The following is a 16,719-nucleotide window of genomic DNA, read 5'->3' as shown; positions in this document are numbered from 1 at the left end:
ATGCGCGTGCACCTATCGACTCCGTTGAGCGCCCCGCCTGAATGGGTGGCTGCGCAGCTGCAAAGCACCGCCGTGTTCCGCCACATCACCGCGCCGCTCATCCAGTTTCACCCCGCACGGGGCACGGAATGGCCCACGCACTGGGCGCCCGGCGAGCTGGCGCTGCACATGCGGTTGCTGGGCGTTTTGCCCATGGGCCCCCAGACCGTGCGCATCTCCATCGAGCCGGCTGCACAAAGGGGCGGCTGGCCCACGCTGCGCGACAACGGAGAAGGCGTGCTCATGCGTCGCTGGGACCACCGCATCACCCTGCAGCCCCTGCCCGATGGCCGCACGCTGTACACCGATGACATCGAGGTGGTTGCGCGCCACCTGCCCAGGCTGATGACACCGCTGAGCACCCTGTTTGCCCAGGTGTTCTACCGGCACCGCCAAAGGCGCTGGCGCCAACTGGCCGCGCGGCATGCCGCCGGGGGCTCCGCCCCCACCGCGCTACACAGGCGCGCCGCGTTCAACCACCTGCTGGCCAGCTTTGCACGCCAGCCTGACGCGCCCCCCACCCAGCGCTGGCGTTGGCTGGAGGCCGCCCACGTGCTGGGGCAGACCTCATTGACCCTGCACTGGCGGTCACACACCGCCATGCTGCGCTACGCCCTCGCACTGGGAGATGCGCGCGAGGCCACCGGCCAGCTGCTGCGGCTGGCCCTGGTGCCCCTGGGGCACCTGCTGGCGCGGCTGCCGTTGGGCAACATCGGGCGCTCCCACGTGAGTGCTTTCCGGCCCATGGTGCCAGCGGCAGAAGTCACTGTGCTGATGGACCAGGCGCTGGAGGAAACAGCGATCCGCCCCGTGCAACCCGACGACCACGGCGTCTGAAAACTGCGCACCCGGCTCCCCCAGTCGCAGCCTGCGCACTCAGTACTTGGAGGAGCGAGCCACGCGACCTGGCTTGAGGGGTGCCCTGGCTGGCTTTGCAGCGGCCTGCTCCAGCCACAGCAGGCTGTCCATCTGCGATAAAAAATGCCGCAGGTAGTCCGGCGACAGGGACCGCATCAAGGCCAGGGAGCGCAGCATGAGACGGTGCGCATTCAACGGCCCAGCGTTTTCCGGCCCACGCGTGAAGGCCTGGGCCACCTGCTGTTCCGCAGCAATTTTGGACCAGACTTCGCTGAAGCGGCGCACGCTCTTCATGTCCGACACACTGGCGCCACCGCCCACCAGCACGCTGTCTGCGTCGGCCTGGGCGCGGGTACTGAGATCGCGGTTCAGTTGCGCCAGTGCAGATGGTGCACCGGCTGGCGCTGTGGCGGCCAGTGGCTGGCGGGGAGGTGTCCGGGTGCGCCTGGCGTAGTCCACCAAGGCGGCCTGCAGCCTGCGGGCCAGCACCTGCTGTACGGCGGGGGGCTGCGCAGGCAGGCGCGCGGCCAGCACCTCCAGATACCGAAAGCGCACCGGGTCGTGGTGCTGCGCGCCTTCGGCCCGCAGGGACTCCAGGGTCGGCTCACTCATTGCGGGCGGGCTTGGCCTGGGCAGCGCGGGGTACGGGGGCCATCTCCACGCGGCGGTTCTGTGCCCGTCCCTTTTCGTCGGCGTTGTCGGCCACCGGCTGCTCGGCGCCAAAGGCCGCAGCAAACACCTGGGACGAGGGCATGTCCTCTTCGATCAGGGCGCGGGCCACGGTCAACGCGCGCTGGGCCGACAGCTCCAGGTTGTCGGCAAAACGCTGGTGGCGCCCTTGCAGCAGCGTGGTGTTGTCGGTAAAGCCACTCACCATCAGCATCTCGTCACGTTCGCGCAGGTACACCTGCAGCGGCTGCACCAGGCTCTGGAGCAGTTGCCGGCCTTCAGGGCGCAACTCGGCAGAGCCCGCCGCAAACAGCACGCTGCCGCTGATGCCGATACGGCCTTCATTGACCGTGACGCGGCCGCTGGCCAGCGGAATCGCCAGTGCTTTTTCCAGCGCCATGCGGCGCTTTTCTTCCATCTGCCGCTTTTCCACTTCCTGTTTGAGGCTGGCCACCAGGTCGATCTGCACCACCAGCACGCCGACCAGAATGAGCACAAACGCACCCAGCAAGCCCGCCATGAGGTCGCCGAACACGGCCCACACCGGGGCCGTCTGTTCGGTGGCATCGTCCAGCGTGTCGTCCAGGCCGGTCACGCGGCGACTCCCTGCACCGCTGCGGCCATCTGCCCGTTGAGGCGGCGCAGGTCTTCCACAATGCCCTGCTGCGAAGAAATGCTCAGATCGATCACCTCGCGGGCCTGTGCCACGTAGTAGGCCAGCTGCTCATCGCTGCGGCTCATGGACTGGCCAATGGCGCCTTCGATGCGCTGCAGGCTGTCCATCAGCTTTTCGTTACTGGCCGTGAACAACTCCACGCCGTGGCCAAAGGACTCACCCAGGCTCGACAGCTCCACCGCGCTGGCGGCCACGTGTGCCGACACTTCATCGACCTTGCCCGCCTGCGCGCCGAGCGCCTGGGCAAACTCCTGCCCCGCCTGCTCCAGCACCGAGGCCGCAGACCCCACCAGCGATTCAATGGCCGCACGCTGCTGCCCGGCGGCTTCGTTCACCGATTGGAGCAACACACCCAGTTGCTCCATCATGGCCGTGCGTTCTGCCAGGGCCGCGTTGTCGCGTTCGCTCAGGTGGGTCATCTCCTGGCGCAACTGGGTGATCACCTCAGCCGCGGCCTGCGGCACATCCGACGCCGTCTGCAGCAATCGCGTGAGCGGGGCTTCCAGCGCAGAACCCAGCGTGGCCAGGTGCCCGGCCACAGCGGCCTGCAGCGCATCGAGCCGCTCCACTGCGGCCTGGCCGCGTGCCGCCTCGGCATCCCGCAGCGCCACCAATTCCGTGCGCCACACGCCCGCGAGCGTATCCATGCGCTGGGCCTGGGTGTCGGCCCATCGGGCTTCGGCCTCTATGCGGGTGTGCAACAGTGCGTCCGACTGGTCCATCAACCGGGCGGCACCGCCCAGGGCCTGGTGGACCTGCTCGGTCATGCGCTCGGTGAGCTGCGCCGCAGCGCTCTCCAGCGCCTGGCATACGCCGCGCTGCTGCTGCGCCGTTTGCTCGCCCACCTGCTGCCATTGCTCCGCCAGTCGGCTGGCCATGCCTTCCATGGACCGGCTCCAGCCCGCAAGGCGCTGCTGATCCGCCACTGCCTGGTCGGCCTGCGTTTTCTCCACCGTCTGTTCCAGCGAGGCCAGCAGCGTCGTGGTGCGCTGCTCGAAGGCCTGCGATGCCGTCTGCAGCGACTGGTCGAGCTGGGTGGCAGCGCCTTCCAGCGCCAGGCACACGCCCTGCTGGTGCTGTGCGGTTTGCTCGCCCACCTGTTGCCATCGCTCCGCCAGTGTGCTGGCCATGCCCTCCATGGACAGGCTCCAGCCCGCAAGGCGCTGCTGGTCGGCCGCCAGTTGGGCCGCCTGTGATTGGGCCACAGTCTCTTGCAACGTGGCTAGCAGCTTCGTGGTGCGCTGCTCTAGCGTCTGCGTGATGGACTGCAGCGCGCTGCCCAACTGCACCGCCTGCTGGTCCTGCGTCTGCGTGTGACGGTCCAAGGCCTCCGTCCAGGTGTCCGCCACCTGGCGGGCCGTGCCCTCCCATTGGGCCGTGAGGGCGTGCATCTGCACGCCAGTGGCCTCGCGCAGCCGCTGGTGCGAGCGCTCAGCCTCTTGCGCCAGCGTTGCCATGGCCTGCTCCACCACAGGGCGGATCGTCTCACCCGCCATGCGGGCGCTGGCGCCCAGGCTGTCGTGCAGGGATGCCCCCACGGTGGTGGCCAGCTGGGTGTAGGCCGCTGCCGCCTCGCGGTGAAACACCTGCTGTTGGTCTTGCAGTTGGCCGTTCAACTGCTCGTGGCGGCGCTCCAGCCCTTCCATCAGGCCTTGCAGGCGCTCTGCAATCAGCGGCATGGCCTGCGCCTGGGCCTGCAGGGCCTCGAACATTTCCTGGCGCCGGTGGGCCGCCGAGAAGGGGCGCAGCTCGCTGGCGATGCGGGCATCGAGCGTGCGCAACGCTGCCAGCCGTTCGCGGCGGCACAGGGCGGACATCAGCCCCAGCATGGCCGACGCTGCCACCCCGGCCACCGAGGTGCCAAACGACAGACCCAGCCCCTTGATGGGCGCGGCCAGCGCCGCCCGGATAGACTCCAAGCTGGACGAGGCCTCCAGTGCGAACACCGCGCCATTGAAGGTGACCACCATGCCCAGGAAGGTGCCCAGCATGCCCAGCATGACCAGGAGCCCCACCAGGTACGGCGCCAGCGCAGGCCCCGGCAGGGGCACACGCTCCCCGTCGATCCGCTGGCGAACCGGGTTGCGCAAGGACGAATGCAGGCGCTCCAGCCAACCACCCAGGTCCACCAGGGGCTGCTGCCCCAGCCCGGCCAGCGCAATGGACAGCGACGAAGTCGCGGCCCGGAACTGCATCAGCTCATAGGCTCCCACCACGTAGACGGCAGCAATCACCACCGTCATGGCCAGCGCCAGAGGGCTCGACCCGACAAACCCCCATCCCACCCAGCCCACCACCGCCAGGCCCACCGCAAAGATGGCGGCCATCACACTCTTGTTCATTCGATCATTCCTGTTACCCGTTCCGAGGTCTTCGTGGTTGTGGGGGGACGGTGGGTGGTGCGGCGATGGGAGTCATGGCTCTGCGCCGCTTCCAGCAAACCAGCAAGGGGCTCCAGCCGCACCTGCAGCTCGGCCAGCAGCAGCGCCCGCAGGTCCTGCTCGAAGGCAAACAACCAACCGCCCGGCAGCGCCCAACGCTGCGGCTCATCGTCTCGCCCTGCAGCCTCCAGCTGCTGCTGGTGGGCTGCGCGCAGATGGGACAGGCGCCGCTCCAGATGGCCGGGTAGCGACGCCCACAGCCTTTGCTCACGCGCACCCAGCATCTGGTCCATCACCGCATCCAGCAGGGCCAGCCGACGCAGGCCCTCGGGGCCCATCGACAAGCTCTGCCGAATCAGCGCGCGCAAGGCAGCCAGTCTGGCATCCATCTGCTTTTGTAGCGCCAGATAACGCGCCGCGTGGACTGCAAAATCTGCCCCGGCCTCGGGGTCCGGGCCGTCGACAGGGGTGTTGTCGGCACGCTCGCGCACGGGTTTGGCAGGCGCGGCCTTGGCCGTGACCAAGTCCGTCAACTCGGCCCGGGTGGACTGAAGGCTGGCCTGCAATGCGCGCACATCCACCGTCCCCCGCCCCAGCGTAGTGACAGCCGGGGTTTGGCTGGACTCCAGAGCATGCAGCGCCCGGCTGAGCTTGACCGCATCCACGGTACTGAGCCACTGGCTGAGTTGCTCCGCCACATCCTGGCGCGCCGATCCACCTTGTGGCTGCGTCCATTGCTGGAGCAAAAGCACAAGTCTGGAGCTGTTGAGTCGGTGGGGCTGGTACATCAATCTGAGGCGTCCATGGCACCGCCCCCCCCGATGGGTGGCGGGCGTCAGGGAGCAGGTCCCCGCAATGGGCAAAGCCCGCTATTTTCGCAGGAACGCTGCCGCCCCAGCCCCACATCGCTGTGCGTTGCAGGTGTTACATCTAAAGCAGATTGCAAGAATCGGCCAAAAAACAGCCAAGGAGCGGGTCAGTTTTTCCAGGACCGAGCCCCCACAGACACGCCGCTTCTTGATGGCGGACAAGTCCGGCACAGGGCTTGCATGGTCCAATCTGCGACTCTTTCCCCTGACCGGCACCCGCCGCCCTGCCCGCCTGCGCTCACCATGTCCAACCCGCCTGCACCCCACGCCCCTTCCCTGCCAAACCCTGCGCAAGTGGCCGCTCCTGTGGTGGTGCCGCACACGCTCACGGAAGATGCTGTGGCCATCTTCACCGGCGTGCTGCTCATTTCCGTAGGGGTTGCTTTTTTCACCAGCGCAGGCCTGCTGACCGGGGGAACCGCAGGCCTTGCGTTCCTGTTGCACTACGCCACGGGTATCGGCTTTGGCAAGATTTTCTTTGTGCTGAACCTGCCCTTTTACTGGCTGGCCCTGCGCAAGCTGGGACGCGCATTTACGGTCAAGACGTTTATTGCCGTGCTGCTGTTGTCGCTGCTGACCGAACTGCAGACTCAATTTCTGGAGTTTGCGCAGTTGCAGCCGCTGTATGCGGCCGTGGCAGGTGGGTTGATCACGGGCACGGGGTTTCTGGTGCTGTTTCGCCACCGTTGCAGCCTGGGGGGCGTGGGCATTGCCGCGCTGTACCTGCAAGACCGGTACGGATGGCGCGCCGGCAAGATCCAGATGGCGGTGGACTGCTGCATCGTGCTGCTGGCGCTGTGGACGGTGGAACCCCTGCGCGTTGCCTGGTCCATTGCCGGGGCCGTGGCGCTCAACCTGGTCCTGGCGATGAACCATCGGCCCGGGCGCTACATGGCGGTGTAAGCCGGGCCAGAACACACGGGCCAGAACTCAAACAGAGGCTGCCCGTGCCTGCAGGTACTGTTCCAGCACCCCGATAGGCACCGGGCGGCTGAACAGGTAACCCTGAAAGAGCGTGCAGCCGTGCTTTTCCAGAAACGCCCGCTGCGCGTCCGTCTCCACGCCTTCGGCGATCACGTCGATTCCCAGGCTCTGCGCCATACCGATGATGGTCTGCACGATCAGCGCATCGGTGTGCTGAATGCCAATGTTGCGCACAAAGCTCTGGTCGATCTTGAGCTGGTCCAGCGGCAGACGCGTGAGGTAGGACAGCGATGACTGCCCCGTGCCAAAGTCGTCCAGAGAAAACCGCAGACCCAGGGCGCGCAATGCGTTCATCTTCGCGATGGTGTCGTCCACGTTGTCCAGCGCCAGGCTTTCCGTCAGTTCCAGCTTCAAACGGTCGGGCCGCGCACCGGTTTGCAGCAACACGGTGCGAATCTGCTCCATGAAATCGGGCTGCCGGAACTGCCGCGCGCTCACGTTCACGGACAACTGCAGCTGTTCTGTGGCGGGGTTGCCCTGCCAGCGGCGCAACTGAGCACACGCGGTCTGCAACACCCACAGGCCTATGGGCAGTATGAGCCCCGTTTCTTCGGCCAAAGGGATGAACTCATAAGGGGGGACCATGCCGCGCTCCGGGTGTTGCCAGCGGATCAGCGCCTCGGCCCCGACAGGGCGTACACCACAGCCCACCTGAATCTGGTAGTGCAGCAAAAACTGCCCCGCAGCCAACGCAGTGCGCAGGTCGTTTTCCAGTGCAGCACGGGCAGAGACCGCCGCCTGCATCATCGGATCAAAGAACCGGATCGCGTTGCGCCCCGCTGTTTTTGCGGCGTACATGGCCAGGTCGGCGTGTTTGACGACGTCTTCCACCGTTTGGCTTTGGCCGCTGAACAGCACGGTTCCCACACTGGTCGTGCTGTGCACATGGTGCAAGGCAAGCTGGTAAGGCTGGTTCAGGGCGGCAAGTATTTTCTCGGACACATTCTGGGCCTGCTCAGCCGCGTCGGTGCCAAGCGCATCCAGGTCTTCCAGCAGCACCAGAAACTCATCACCGCCCAAGCGGGCCACGGTGTCACCTTCACGCACGCATCCCGACAGGCGCTGCGCAACCTGCTGCAGCAAGACATCGCCCATGTCATGGCCCAGTGTGTCGTTCAGGGTCTTGAAGTGGTCCAGATCGAGGCACAACAGCGCGCCATGCAGGCCGGTGCGCGCACTGGTGGCAAACGCCTGCTGCAGACGGTCCAGCATGAGGCGGCGGTTGGGCAGGTGTGTCAGCGGGTCATAAAAGGCCAGATGCTCGATCTCGCGCGCGGCCTGGGCACGCTGGGTGATATCGCTGAGCGTGCCGACATAGTGGGTGACTTCGCCCCCATCGTCCGTGACGGCTGTGATGCCCATGAAGTGGAGGTTGACCGCCCCGCTTTTGCAGCGGTTCCAGATTTCGCCTTTCCATTCACCGGTGTCCGAGAGGCTGCCCCACATGGCGTCGAAAAAGGCCTTGTCATGGTGGCCCGACGCGAGAAGGCTGGAACGCTTGCCCACCGCATCTTCCGCGCTGTAGCCCGTAATTTTGGTGAAGGCCCTGTTCGTGCGCAGGATGACGGTCTCTCGGTCGGTGACGATCATGCCCTCCTGCGACTCAAACGCAATGGCCGCAATGCGCAGCTCGTTTTCATCGCGCTTGCGCGCCGTGATGTCCTTGCCCACGCCCCGGTAACCGCAAAATGTCCCGTTCACGTCAAAAATGGGTGTGCCGCTCACCGAAAGCCAGTGCAGCTGGCCCGAACGGTCTTTGCGCTGGAACTCGAAATCGCGGAACTCCTGATGGCGTTCCAGCAGCTCGCGGTGCTCCTGCCAGCGGGCTTCGCTCACCCCAGGGCCAGCCAACTCCCAGCGCGTCTTGCCCATGTACGCGGCCGCCTCCTGCAGCAGACGGTCTTTGTCGCTTCCGTCCACATGGGTCAGGCGGAACTGGGCGTCCTGTTCCCAGTACCAGTCAGATGACAAGATGGTCAGGGTGCGAAAGCGCGCTTCGTTGTCTTCCAGTTGCTTGCGCACGCGGTAGGCCTCGGTCACGTCGCTGAACACCAGCACGACACCGACAATCTGCCCCTGCGCATTGCGAATGGGCGCCGCGCTGTCCGCAATCTGATATTCGGCACCGTCCCGCGCGAGCAAGGTCGTGTGGTTGCTCAGCCCCACCACCTCGCCCTTGGCCACCACCATCCGCACCGGATCGACCACCGGCTCCCGCGTGCTGGCATTGACGATGCGAAACACGTCCGTCAGCGGCTTGCCCCGTGCCTCGGGCAACGGCCAGCCTGTCAGGCGTTCGGCCACTGCATTCATGCGTGTGATATGGCCCTGCGCATCCGTGGCCACCACCCCATCACCAATGGAATGCAGCGTGATGGACAGGTTTTCCTCACTCTGGCGCAACTGGGCCTCGGCGCTCTGGCGCGTAAGCGCCATGCGGTCAAAACGCTGACCCAACTCGGTCAACTCTGCCAGGCCGGTGGCGAGGGGCTGGGGGGCATAACGGCCCTGGGCCAGTTCGTCGGTGGCGTCCAAGAGGCGCCGCAATGGTTTCATCACGCCCCGCCGCACGCCCTGCTGGGCCAGCAGGAAAGACAGCGCAAGGCCAGCCAGCAAGAAGGCCACCTCGGTCCACATGTTGCGGTTGGCGGTGGCGTAGAGCTGGTCCAGTGGCACAGCCAGACTCATGGTGGCAACCGTTTTCCCTCCCGACTCTATGAGCGGCTGAAACACCATCAACTGGTGTGATCCGGCCGCATTGCTGCGCTGAAGCACCCCTTCGGCAGAGCGCTGCAGCGCCGCGCTGAAATCTGCGTCGGCCAACTGGGTTCCGAGTTCGGCCCCGTCGGGCGGGAAACGCGCCACCACGCGCCCATCGGCGTCGGTCACACGCGCCACAGCCCCGGGTGGCAGGCCCAAATCGGCAAGCCGCAGGCTCCACCATTCCAGCGACACCACGGCCACTGCAGCGCCCACCACCTCCTGGCTGCCCGGCGGGACCACAGGCACCGCAAAATTGACGCTCGCCATCTGGGCAGCCCGGTCGATCTGAAAAGCCCCCACCGAGAACTCCCGGGTGGTGATGGCGTGCTGGAAATAGGGCCGGTTCGCCACGTTCACGGGCGCCTTCAACGGGCGGGCATTGCACAGCAGATCGCCACTGGCCTGTGGCACACCAATGTTGACGTAAGTGGCGTTGAGCGACAGCACCTCGGCCAGGTACCTTCCACACTCGGGTTCCGCCGGCCGGTGCACCGAGGGCATGGCCGCAAGCTTCTGCAGAAAATCGCGGGTGTTCTGAATCAGGCGCTGCTGGCTGGCTGCCACGGCCCGCAGCGTGCCCAAAGCCTGGTTCTCTGCGGCGGCAATGGCGTCCATGCGGTGCGACCGTGCCTGGTAAACCGCCAGCAGCACGGCGGGCAGGGTCGCCACCAGAACCAGCCAGCGGATTCGCGCAGACAACGTACTCCAGGTTCCCACCAGCCAGGAAGGCATACCGACCTTTCGTCTTGCACAGTCATTCCAGGCACCGCAGGGCCAGGAGATGCACCGAACGCATTGTTACATCGTAAGCCGAACCGCCCTACATCTGCACCCCCATTTGCCCGCAGTGCCTGGTGGCCGCCCAAGGGCCCGGGGGCCGGAGATGTAACCTTTTGGGAACCTTGAGGCGTGCCGCCGTATCATTGGGACATGCGTCGCGGCCTCTATTTCGTGTTGATGGTGGTGCTGGTCCTGCGGGGACTTACTGGCACCGCCATGGCCGCCGGGGTCTTGCCGCCCCTGCTTCCTGCTAGCGCGCCGCATGCGCAGGAGCACAGCCACCTGGTGGCAGCCGAAGCGGCATACGCGACTTCACAAGAGCACACGACTGACCAGGCCGCACAGGCCATGGCTGCAGAAATGCAGGAAGGCGATCACGCCATCGCCCATCACGATGACCATGCCGTGCATGCTGCTGCGGCATCCGCGAGTGATGGTGAACTGGTGGGGTGTGCTGCACACGATCACCACTCTGCCGCATGCTCCGCCTGCGAAATCTGCCATTCGGCAATGCTCGACGCCGCCCCGGCAGCGTCCTGCGCTCTCCGCCGCCCGGGCACCGCGCTGCCCACGGCGTCTGCACGGTTTGACAGTGCGCCTCCCGCACTGACCATCAAACCACCCATCGCCTGATCTCCAACGCCCGAAGTGCGTCTGCCCCAGCCTGAGCGCCCCTGAAACAGGGTGGCCCGGGCGGTAGCGCAACACCTTTTTCGTCCGTTGTCTGGAGATCGCCATGCGCGCGCCTGCTTCATTTCCGTATCCCGCTTCATCACCCCCGCGAACCGTCTGCCTTGTGCTGCTGGCACCGCTGCTTTCGCTGGCCCAGGGCATTGTTCCCACCCCCAGCCATCCTCTGGCACCGGCTGCCGACGCTGCCCATGTTGCGGCCCCGACGGCTCCACTAGCCCACCCCGCCCTCGTCCCACAACCCCCATTGCCCGGCGCGACCCCATCGCCCCAGCCATGGCGCGAGGCGCACGAGGCGGTGGCTGCCTTTCCCAGGGGGCATGCCGACATCGTCGCCTGGGAGGCTCGGCAGAGCGCCCAGCCCGCCACACCCCCGTCCACCGTCGAAGGGCACAAAAGCCCCCACAGTCATCACCACGGGCACCACGGCAACAGCAGCAGCAGCAGCAGCAGCAGCAGCAACGGCCAGTCCGCTTCACCCACGCCGATGCACCAACGCCACCACGCACCGGGAGGCAAGCCATGAACCTCCCCGCCCAAATGCCGCACATTTCTCCACACCTTTCCCCACGCCTGTCTCCGCGCCTTTGCCTGCTGGCCGCTGCAGCCGTACTGGCCGGTTGCGCCAGTGTCTCGCCCGATGGCCTGCGCGGTGACGTCGCCACTCTCGCTGCGGGCCGCACCGGGGGCGTGCAAGCGAGCCTGCCTGCAGCAGACCCTGCCGCCCGCGCCTCTGCGGAAAAATCCGTCGAAGGCTGGCTGGCACAGCCCTTGACACAAGACGCTGCCGTGCGCATTGCCCTGCTCCACAACCCCGGCCTGCAAGCCCGCCTGGCCGCACTGGGCGTGGCCGACGCTGAGCGCGTGCAGGCCATCACGCTGCCCAACCCGCACCTTGCACTAGGGAGATTCACCAACAGCCACGAGCGCGAAATCGAGCGCACCCTGGCCTTCAGCCTGATTGACCTCATCACCCTGCCCTGGCGCACCGCGCGCCAAGCCGAGCGCCTGCAGATCGCGACGCTGCAAGCCGCGCAGGACGTGGTGACGCTTGCCGCCGACACCCGCCGCGCCTGGCTGCGTGCCGTGGCCGCGGAGCAAATAGCCGCCACCCACGACCGCATGGTCGAGGCGGCCGAGGCCGGGGCCGAGCTGGCCCGCCGCATGGTGCAGGTGGGCAACTGGAGCCGACTGCAGCAGGCCCGCGAGCAGGCCGTGCTGCAAGAGGCCACCCGCCAGCGCGCCCGCGCCCGCCTTGCCGCAGCCACCGAACGCGAGCAGCTCAACCGCCGCATGGGCGTGTGGGGGCTGCAAACGCAGTACCAGCTGGCCAACCAGCTGCCGCCCCTGCCCGCCAGCGCCCTGCCCGCGGAAGGCATCGAAGCCACCGCGCTGCGCGAACGGCTCGATGTGCAGGCAGCCCGCCGCCAGCTCGACACCCAGGCCACCCGGCAGGGCTGGAGCCGCGCAGGCGCCGTGTTTGGCGACATCGGCCTGGCCTATAGCCGCAACACCACCACCGAGCGGGATGGCGGCCACCGCGAGATCACGCGGGGTTGGGAGCTGGAGTTGCCTTTGCCCCTGTTCGACTGGGGCGGCGCAGCCCGTACCCGCGCCCAGGCCGAGGTGGAGCAAAGTGCCGCCCAGCTGCAGGACACCGCCGTGCGCGCCCGCAGCGAGGTGCGCGCCGCCTGGCTCACCTACCGCACCGCGCTCGACCTGGCACGCCAGCAGCAGGCTGAGGTGGTACCCCTGCGCCAGCTCATCAGCGACGAGACCACCCTGCGCTACAACGGCATGCTGGCCAGTGTGTGGGACATGCTGGCCGAAGCGCGCAACAGCACCCAGGCCGTGGCCAACGCCATCGAAGCACAGCGCGACTTCTGGCTGGCCGAGACCGATTTGCAGCTCGCACTCACTGGCACATCGCCAGGCGCCCTGCAGGGCCTCGCATCGGGCGCCGCAGCCTCCACCACCCCACAAGGCCACTGACATGAACCGCCGCAATTTCTTCTCCGGCGCCGCCACGGCCGTGGCCGCAGCCTCCGTCAGCCGCGTGGCCCTGGCCGCGCTGCCCGAGCCCGCCATGCAGTCCAGCGCCGACACCGCGCCGCCGCTGCACCCGCCCACGGGCCGCCCCTACAACCCGGTGGTCACTTTGAATGGCTGGACCGCCCCCTGGCGCATGAACGCAGGCGTCAAGGAGTTCCACCTGGTGGCCGAACCCGTGGTGCGCGAGGTGGCGCCCGGCTTCATGGTCAACATGTGGGGCTACAACGGCCAGAGCCCCGGCCCCACCATCGAGGTGGTTGAAGGCGACCGCGTGCGCATCTTCGTCACCAACCGCCTGCCCGAGCACACCACCATCCACTGGCACGGCCAGCGCCTGCCCAACGGCATGGACGGCGTGGGCGGACTCACCCAGCCCGCCATACAGCCCGGCAAGACCTTTGTGTACGAGTTTGTGGCGCGCCGCCCCGGCACCTTCATGTACCACCCGCATGCCGATGAGATGGTGCAGATGGCCATGGGCATGATGGGCCTGTGGATCACCCACCCGAAGGCCGCGCACCCGCACATCGCCAAGGTGCAGCGCGACTACGCGTTTTTGCTCAACGCTTTTGACGTGGAGCCCGGCAGCATGACCCCCAAGGTCAACACTATGCTGGACCACAACATCTGGTGCTGGAACAGCCGCGTGTTCCCCGCCATCAGCCCGCTGGTGGCGCGGCAGGGTGAGCGCGTGCGCATGCGCATCGGCAACCTCACCATGACGAACCACCCGATTCACATCCACGGCCACGAATTCGAAGTGACCGGCACCGACGGCGGCCCCGTACCCAAAAGTGCGCGCTGGCCCGAGGTGACCACCGACGTAGCCGTGGGCCAGATGCGGCAGGTCGAGTTCATTGCCGACGAACTGGGCGACTGGGCCCTGCACTGCCACAAGAGCCACCACACCATGGGCGCCATGGGGCACGACGTGCCGACCATGATCGGCGTGGACCACCGGGGCCTGGTGGGCAAGATCCAGAAGATCGTGCCCGACTACATGGTGATGGGCGAGCGCGGCATGGCCGACATGGGTGCCATGGAGATGCCCCTGCCCGACAACACCTTCCCCATGATGACCGGCACCGGCCCCTTTGGCCCGCTGGAGATGGGCGGCATGTTCACCACGCTCAAGGTGCGCGCCGACCAGCCTGCGGGCGACTACCGCGACCCGGGCGACTTCAAGCAACCTGCGGGCACGGTGGCCTACGAATGGCAGGGTGCCCCCGCCAGCACACCACGCCCCGCCCGCGCAGACACCCCAGGCACCGCGCCCGGCGCAGCGAGCGCACGCAAGCCCGCTGCCAGCGGCCACCAGCACTGAACCTCCCCATCAGCACACACCATGAATACTATTAAATTGATAGCTGCTTGCGCTTTATGGATAAGCGCTAGCACCTCTTTTGGCCATGAAAACGCCCATCACACCGCATCGAACAGCCCGGTGGTCAAGGAGCAAAAGGACTGGGGCATCGCAGGCGACGCCAAGGCCGTGCGCCGCACCATCACCGTCCGCATGACCGACGACATGCGCTTTGCGCCGAATCACATCGAAGTGCGTGAGGGCGACACCGTGCGGCTGCGTGCCGAGAACAAAGGCAAGGTGTTGCACGAGATCGTGATCGGCACCAAGGCCGAACTGGACCAGCACGCCGAGATGATGAAAAAGCACCCCGGCATGGAACATGACGAGCCCTACATGGCCCACGTGGCGGCGGCCAAGACCGGTGACATCGTGTGGCACTTCAACCGCGCCGGGAGTTTTGACTTTGCCTGCCTGATCCCCGGCCACTACCAGGCCGGCATGACCGGCACCATCACTGTGCTGCCGCGCAACCCATAACGCCAGGAGAGACACGCCATGACCAACTCACGCAATCCACGCTCCGCATCCACCGCAGCCCACCCTGCACGACGCCAATGGCTCACCACCGCACTGCCTTTGCTGGGTGCGGGTGTGGCCGTCGCCCTGCTGCCCGGCCTGTCCCGAGCAGCCACCAACACCCCTACACCGCTGGAGGTGTGGAAAGACCCGAACTGCGGCTGCTGCCAGGACTGGGTGGACCACATGCAAGCCAACGGCTTTGCCGTGAAGGTGCACGCCACCGGCAACAACGCCGTGCGCGCACAGCTGGGCCTGCCGCAAAAGCTGGGCTCGTGCCACACCGCCCTCGTCGGCGGCTATGTGGTGGAAGGCCATGTGCCTGCCAGCGACGTGCGCGCGCTGCTGCAGCAAAAGCCCAAGGCCCTGGGCCTGGCGGTGCCTGGCATGCCCGTGGGCTCGCCCGGCATGGACGGCCCTGCGTATGGCGACCGGCGTGACCCGTACGACGTGCTGCTGGTGGCGCGCGACGGCAGCACCCGTGTTTTCAAAAGCTACAACAAGAAGGCATCGACATGAAAATCCTTTACATCCCACTGGTCGCCAGCCTGCTTCTCCTGGGCGCAGGGCCCGCTCTGGCGCAAGCCCCCACCGCTGCAGCCTCCGATAGCCACAACAGCCACCATCCGGCCCCGTCGGCGGCGCAAGCGGAACTGAGCGAAGGCGAAATCTCCCGTTGGGACCCGCGCACACTGCGCCTCACCTTGAAGCATGGCGAGATCAAGAACCTGGAAATGCCGCCCATGACCATGGTGTTCCGCGTGGCGGACGCCAGCGTGGTGGGTGACTTGAAACCGGGCGACAAGGTGCGCTTTCGGGCAGAGCAGGTCAATGGCGCTTACCACGTCAAGCAGATCGAAAAGGCCCCGTGAGCCCCCTGCCGGCCGACTGACGTCGCACAAACCAGCTGGTGCGCCCGGGCACCATAATCGACGGCCATGAGTTCTCAACACGTTCTGGCCGGCAGCGCTGGCAGCATCACCCGCGTGGCGGGCATCGAGGTCGGTCACTTCACCGAAACCCGCCGTCCCACGGGCTGCACCGTCATCATCACCCGCGAAGGCGCCGTGGCCGGTGTGGATGTACGCGGCGCAGCACCCGGCACCCGCGAGACGGACCTGCTCCACCCCTCCAACCTGGTGGACAAGGTGCACGCCATCATGCTGGCCGGGGGCAGCGCCTGGGGGCTGGATGCCGCCACTGGCGCCGTGCGCTGGCTGGAAGAGCGCAATATCGGCTTCGATGTGGCCGTGGGCCGCCTGCCCATCGTGCCTGCTGCCGTGTTGTTTGACCTGCTGGTGGGCGACATGCACATTCGCCCCGACGCTGCGGCGGGCTACGCGGCGTGCGATGCGGCATCCACCGCCGACCCGGCCGAGGGCAATGTAGGTGCGGGCACGGGTGCGGCACTGGGCAAGATCTTCGGCATCCAGCGCGCGATGAAGGGCGGCATTGGCACCGCCTCTGTCACGGTGGATGGCGTGACGGTGGGCGCACTCATCGCCTGCAACGCCCTGGGTGACGTGATCGACCCCGACACCGCACAAGTGATTGCAGGCGCCCGCACCGACGACGGCCTGCGCCTGCGCGACACGCGCCGTGCCCTGCTGCGCGGCGACCCGCCCCAGCCCCTGCTGGCGGGCACCAACACCACCATCGGCGTGGTGGCCACCGACGCCGTCATCACCAAGGTACAGGCCCACCGCCTGGCCGTGGCCGCCCACGACGGCCTGGCGCGCAGCATCAACCCGGTGCACACCATGTCCGACGGCGACACGCTCTTCAGCCTGGGCACTGGCCGCGCAGGCAAAAGCCTGGGCATGATGGTGCTGGCCACCATGGCAGCCGAGGCCACGGCCATTGCCACGGCACGCGCTGCACGCGCGGCGCGGTCCATCACCACGGCGGAAGGTTTGTACTTGCCGTGGGCTGGTGAGTTGGGGTAAACAATGGTCATGGGGCCATCGCCCATGAGCCCATATGATGCCCACACCGCGCGCAGGGCTCAGGCGCCAGAACACGCCCGGAGCGCACTGCGGCCCCCACGCGCCAGTCTTGCCACCCTATCAATCGCGA

Annotated in this window: 15 protein-coding genes; 10 read left to right on the top strand and 5 right to left on the bottom strand. The window is 66.9% G+C overall.

The window, feature by feature from the left end:
- Positions 1-876, top strand: a complete 876-nt coding sequence (locus tag ACT89O_RS10635; RefSeq protein ID WP_487262608.1) for a DUF3703 domain-containing protein — start codon at positions 1-3, stop codon at positions 874-876.
- Positions 877-915: 39 nt separating this feature from the next.
- Here ACT89O_RS10635 and ACT89O_RS10630 read toward each other — a convergent pair whose 3' ends face one another.
- Genes ACT89O_RS10630 through ACT89O_RS10615 form a run of 4 tightly spaced genes read right to left on the bottom strand, consistent with a single transcriptional unit; the run spans position 916 to position 5,411 of the window.
- Positions 916-1,509, bottom strand: coding sequence for a DUF2894 domain-containing protein (locus ACT89O_RS10630; protein ID WP_487262607.1), 594 nt, complete (start codon positions 1,507-1,509; stop codon positions 916-918).
- Positions 1,502-2,161, bottom strand: a complete 660-nt coding sequence (locus ACT89O_RS10625) for an OmpA family protein (RefSeq protein WP_487262606.1) — start codon at positions 2,159-2,161, stop codon at positions 1,502-1,504. Before ACT89O_RS10625 ends, ACT89O_RS10630 begins: the two co-directional genes overlap by 8 nt.
- Complete coding sequence (locus tag ACT89O_RS10620; RefSeq protein WP_487262605.1) at positions 2,158-4,584, bottom strand: DUF802 domain-containing protein; 2,427 nt, start codon at positions 4,582-4,584, stop codon at positions 2,158-2,160. Before ACT89O_RS10620 ends, ACT89O_RS10625 begins: the two co-directional genes overlap by 4 nt.
- Positions 4,581-5,411, bottom strand: a complete 831-nt coding sequence (locus ACT89O_RS10615; protein WP_487262604.1) for a DUF3348 family protein — start codon at positions 5,409-5,411, stop codon at positions 4,581-4,583. Before ACT89O_RS10615 ends, ACT89O_RS10620 begins: the two co-directional genes overlap by 4 nt.
- Before the next feature lie 324 nt (positions 5,412-5,735).
- Here ACT89O_RS10615 and ACT89O_RS10610 point away from each other — a divergent pair, with 324 nt between their 5' ends.
- On the top strand, positions 5,736-6,395 hold the full coding sequence (locus tag ACT89O_RS10610) for a YitT family protein (RefSeq protein WP_121419710.1): 660 nt from the start codon (positions 5,736-5,738) through the stop codon (positions 6,393-6,395).
- Between the two features lie 27 nt (positions 6,396-6,422).
- Here ACT89O_RS10610 and ACT89O_RS10605 read toward each other — a convergent pair whose 3' ends face one another.
- Positions 6,423-9,971, bottom strand: coding sequence for an EAL domain-containing protein (locus ACT89O_RS10605; protein WP_487262603.1), 3,549 nt, complete (start codon positions 9,969-9,971; stop codon positions 6,423-6,425).
- 198 nt (positions 9,972-10,169) lie between these two features.
- Here ACT89O_RS10605 and ACT89O_RS10600 point away from each other — a divergent pair, with 198 nt between their 5' ends.
- The 8 genes from ACT89O_RS10600 (at position 10,170) to ACT89O_RS10565 (ending at position 16,589) form a co-directional block, all read left to right on the top strand.
- A complete protein-coding gene (locus tag ACT89O_RS10600) occupies positions 10,170-10,652 on the top strand; it encodes a hypothetical protein (RefSeq protein ID WP_487262602.1) in 483 nt (160 codons plus the stop codon).
- A gap of 103 nt (positions 10,653-10,755) precedes the next feature.
- A complete protein-coding gene (locus ACT89O_RS10595; RefSeq protein WP_487262601.1) occupies positions 10,756-11,235 on the top strand; it encodes a hypothetical protein in 480 nt (159 codons plus the stop codon).
- A 14-nt stretch (positions 11,236-11,249) separates the two neighbouring features.
- The gene (locus ACT89O_RS10590; RefSeq protein ID WP_487262843.1) at positions 11,250-12,701 is read left to right on the top strand and encodes a TolC family protein; all 1,452 of its coding nucleotides are present in this window, start codon (positions 11,250-11,252) and stop codon (positions 12,699-12,701) included.
- A gap of 1 nt (position 12,702) precedes the next feature.
- Positions 12,703-14,085 carry a multicopper oxidase family protein gene (locus ACT89O_RS10585; protein WP_176885613.1) on the top strand — a complete coding sequence of 461 codons (1,383 nt, stop codon included), beginning with the start codon at positions 12,703-12,705 and terminating at the stop codon, positions 14,083-14,085.
- A 21-nt stretch (positions 14,086-14,106) separates the two neighbouring features.
- Positions 14,107-14,604 (top strand): cupredoxin domain-containing protein, encoded by a 498-nt coding sequence (locus ACT89O_RS10580; protein ID WP_487262600.1) that lies wholly within the window; start codon positions 14,107-14,109, stop codon positions 14,602-14,604.
- An 18-nt stretch (positions 14,605-14,622) separates the two neighbouring features.
- On the top strand, positions 14,623-15,162 hold the full coding sequence (locus ACT89O_RS10575; RefSeq protein WP_487262599.1) for a DUF411 domain-containing protein: 540 nt from the start codon (positions 14,623-14,625) through the stop codon (positions 15,160-15,162).
- On the top strand, positions 15,159-15,515 hold the full coding sequence (locus tag ACT89O_RS10570) for a copper-binding protein (RefSeq protein ID WP_487262598.1): 357 nt from the start codon (positions 15,159-15,161) through the stop codon (positions 15,513-15,515). Before ACT89O_RS10575 ends, ACT89O_RS10570 begins: the two co-directional genes overlap by 4 nt.
- A 66-nt stretch (positions 15,516-15,581) precedes the next feature.
- A complete protein-coding gene (locus ACT89O_RS10565; RefSeq protein ID WP_055400754.1) occupies positions 15,582-16,589 on the top strand; it encodes a P1 family peptidase in 1,008 nt (335 codons plus the stop codon).
- Positions 16,590-16,719 lie beyond the last annotated feature (130 nt).

The sequence above is a fragment of the Acidovorax sp. NN32 genome (assembly GCF_057597245.1).
Note: the sequence above shows the minus strand (reverse complement) of the source record. Positions and strands in the feature narration are given on the sequence as shown.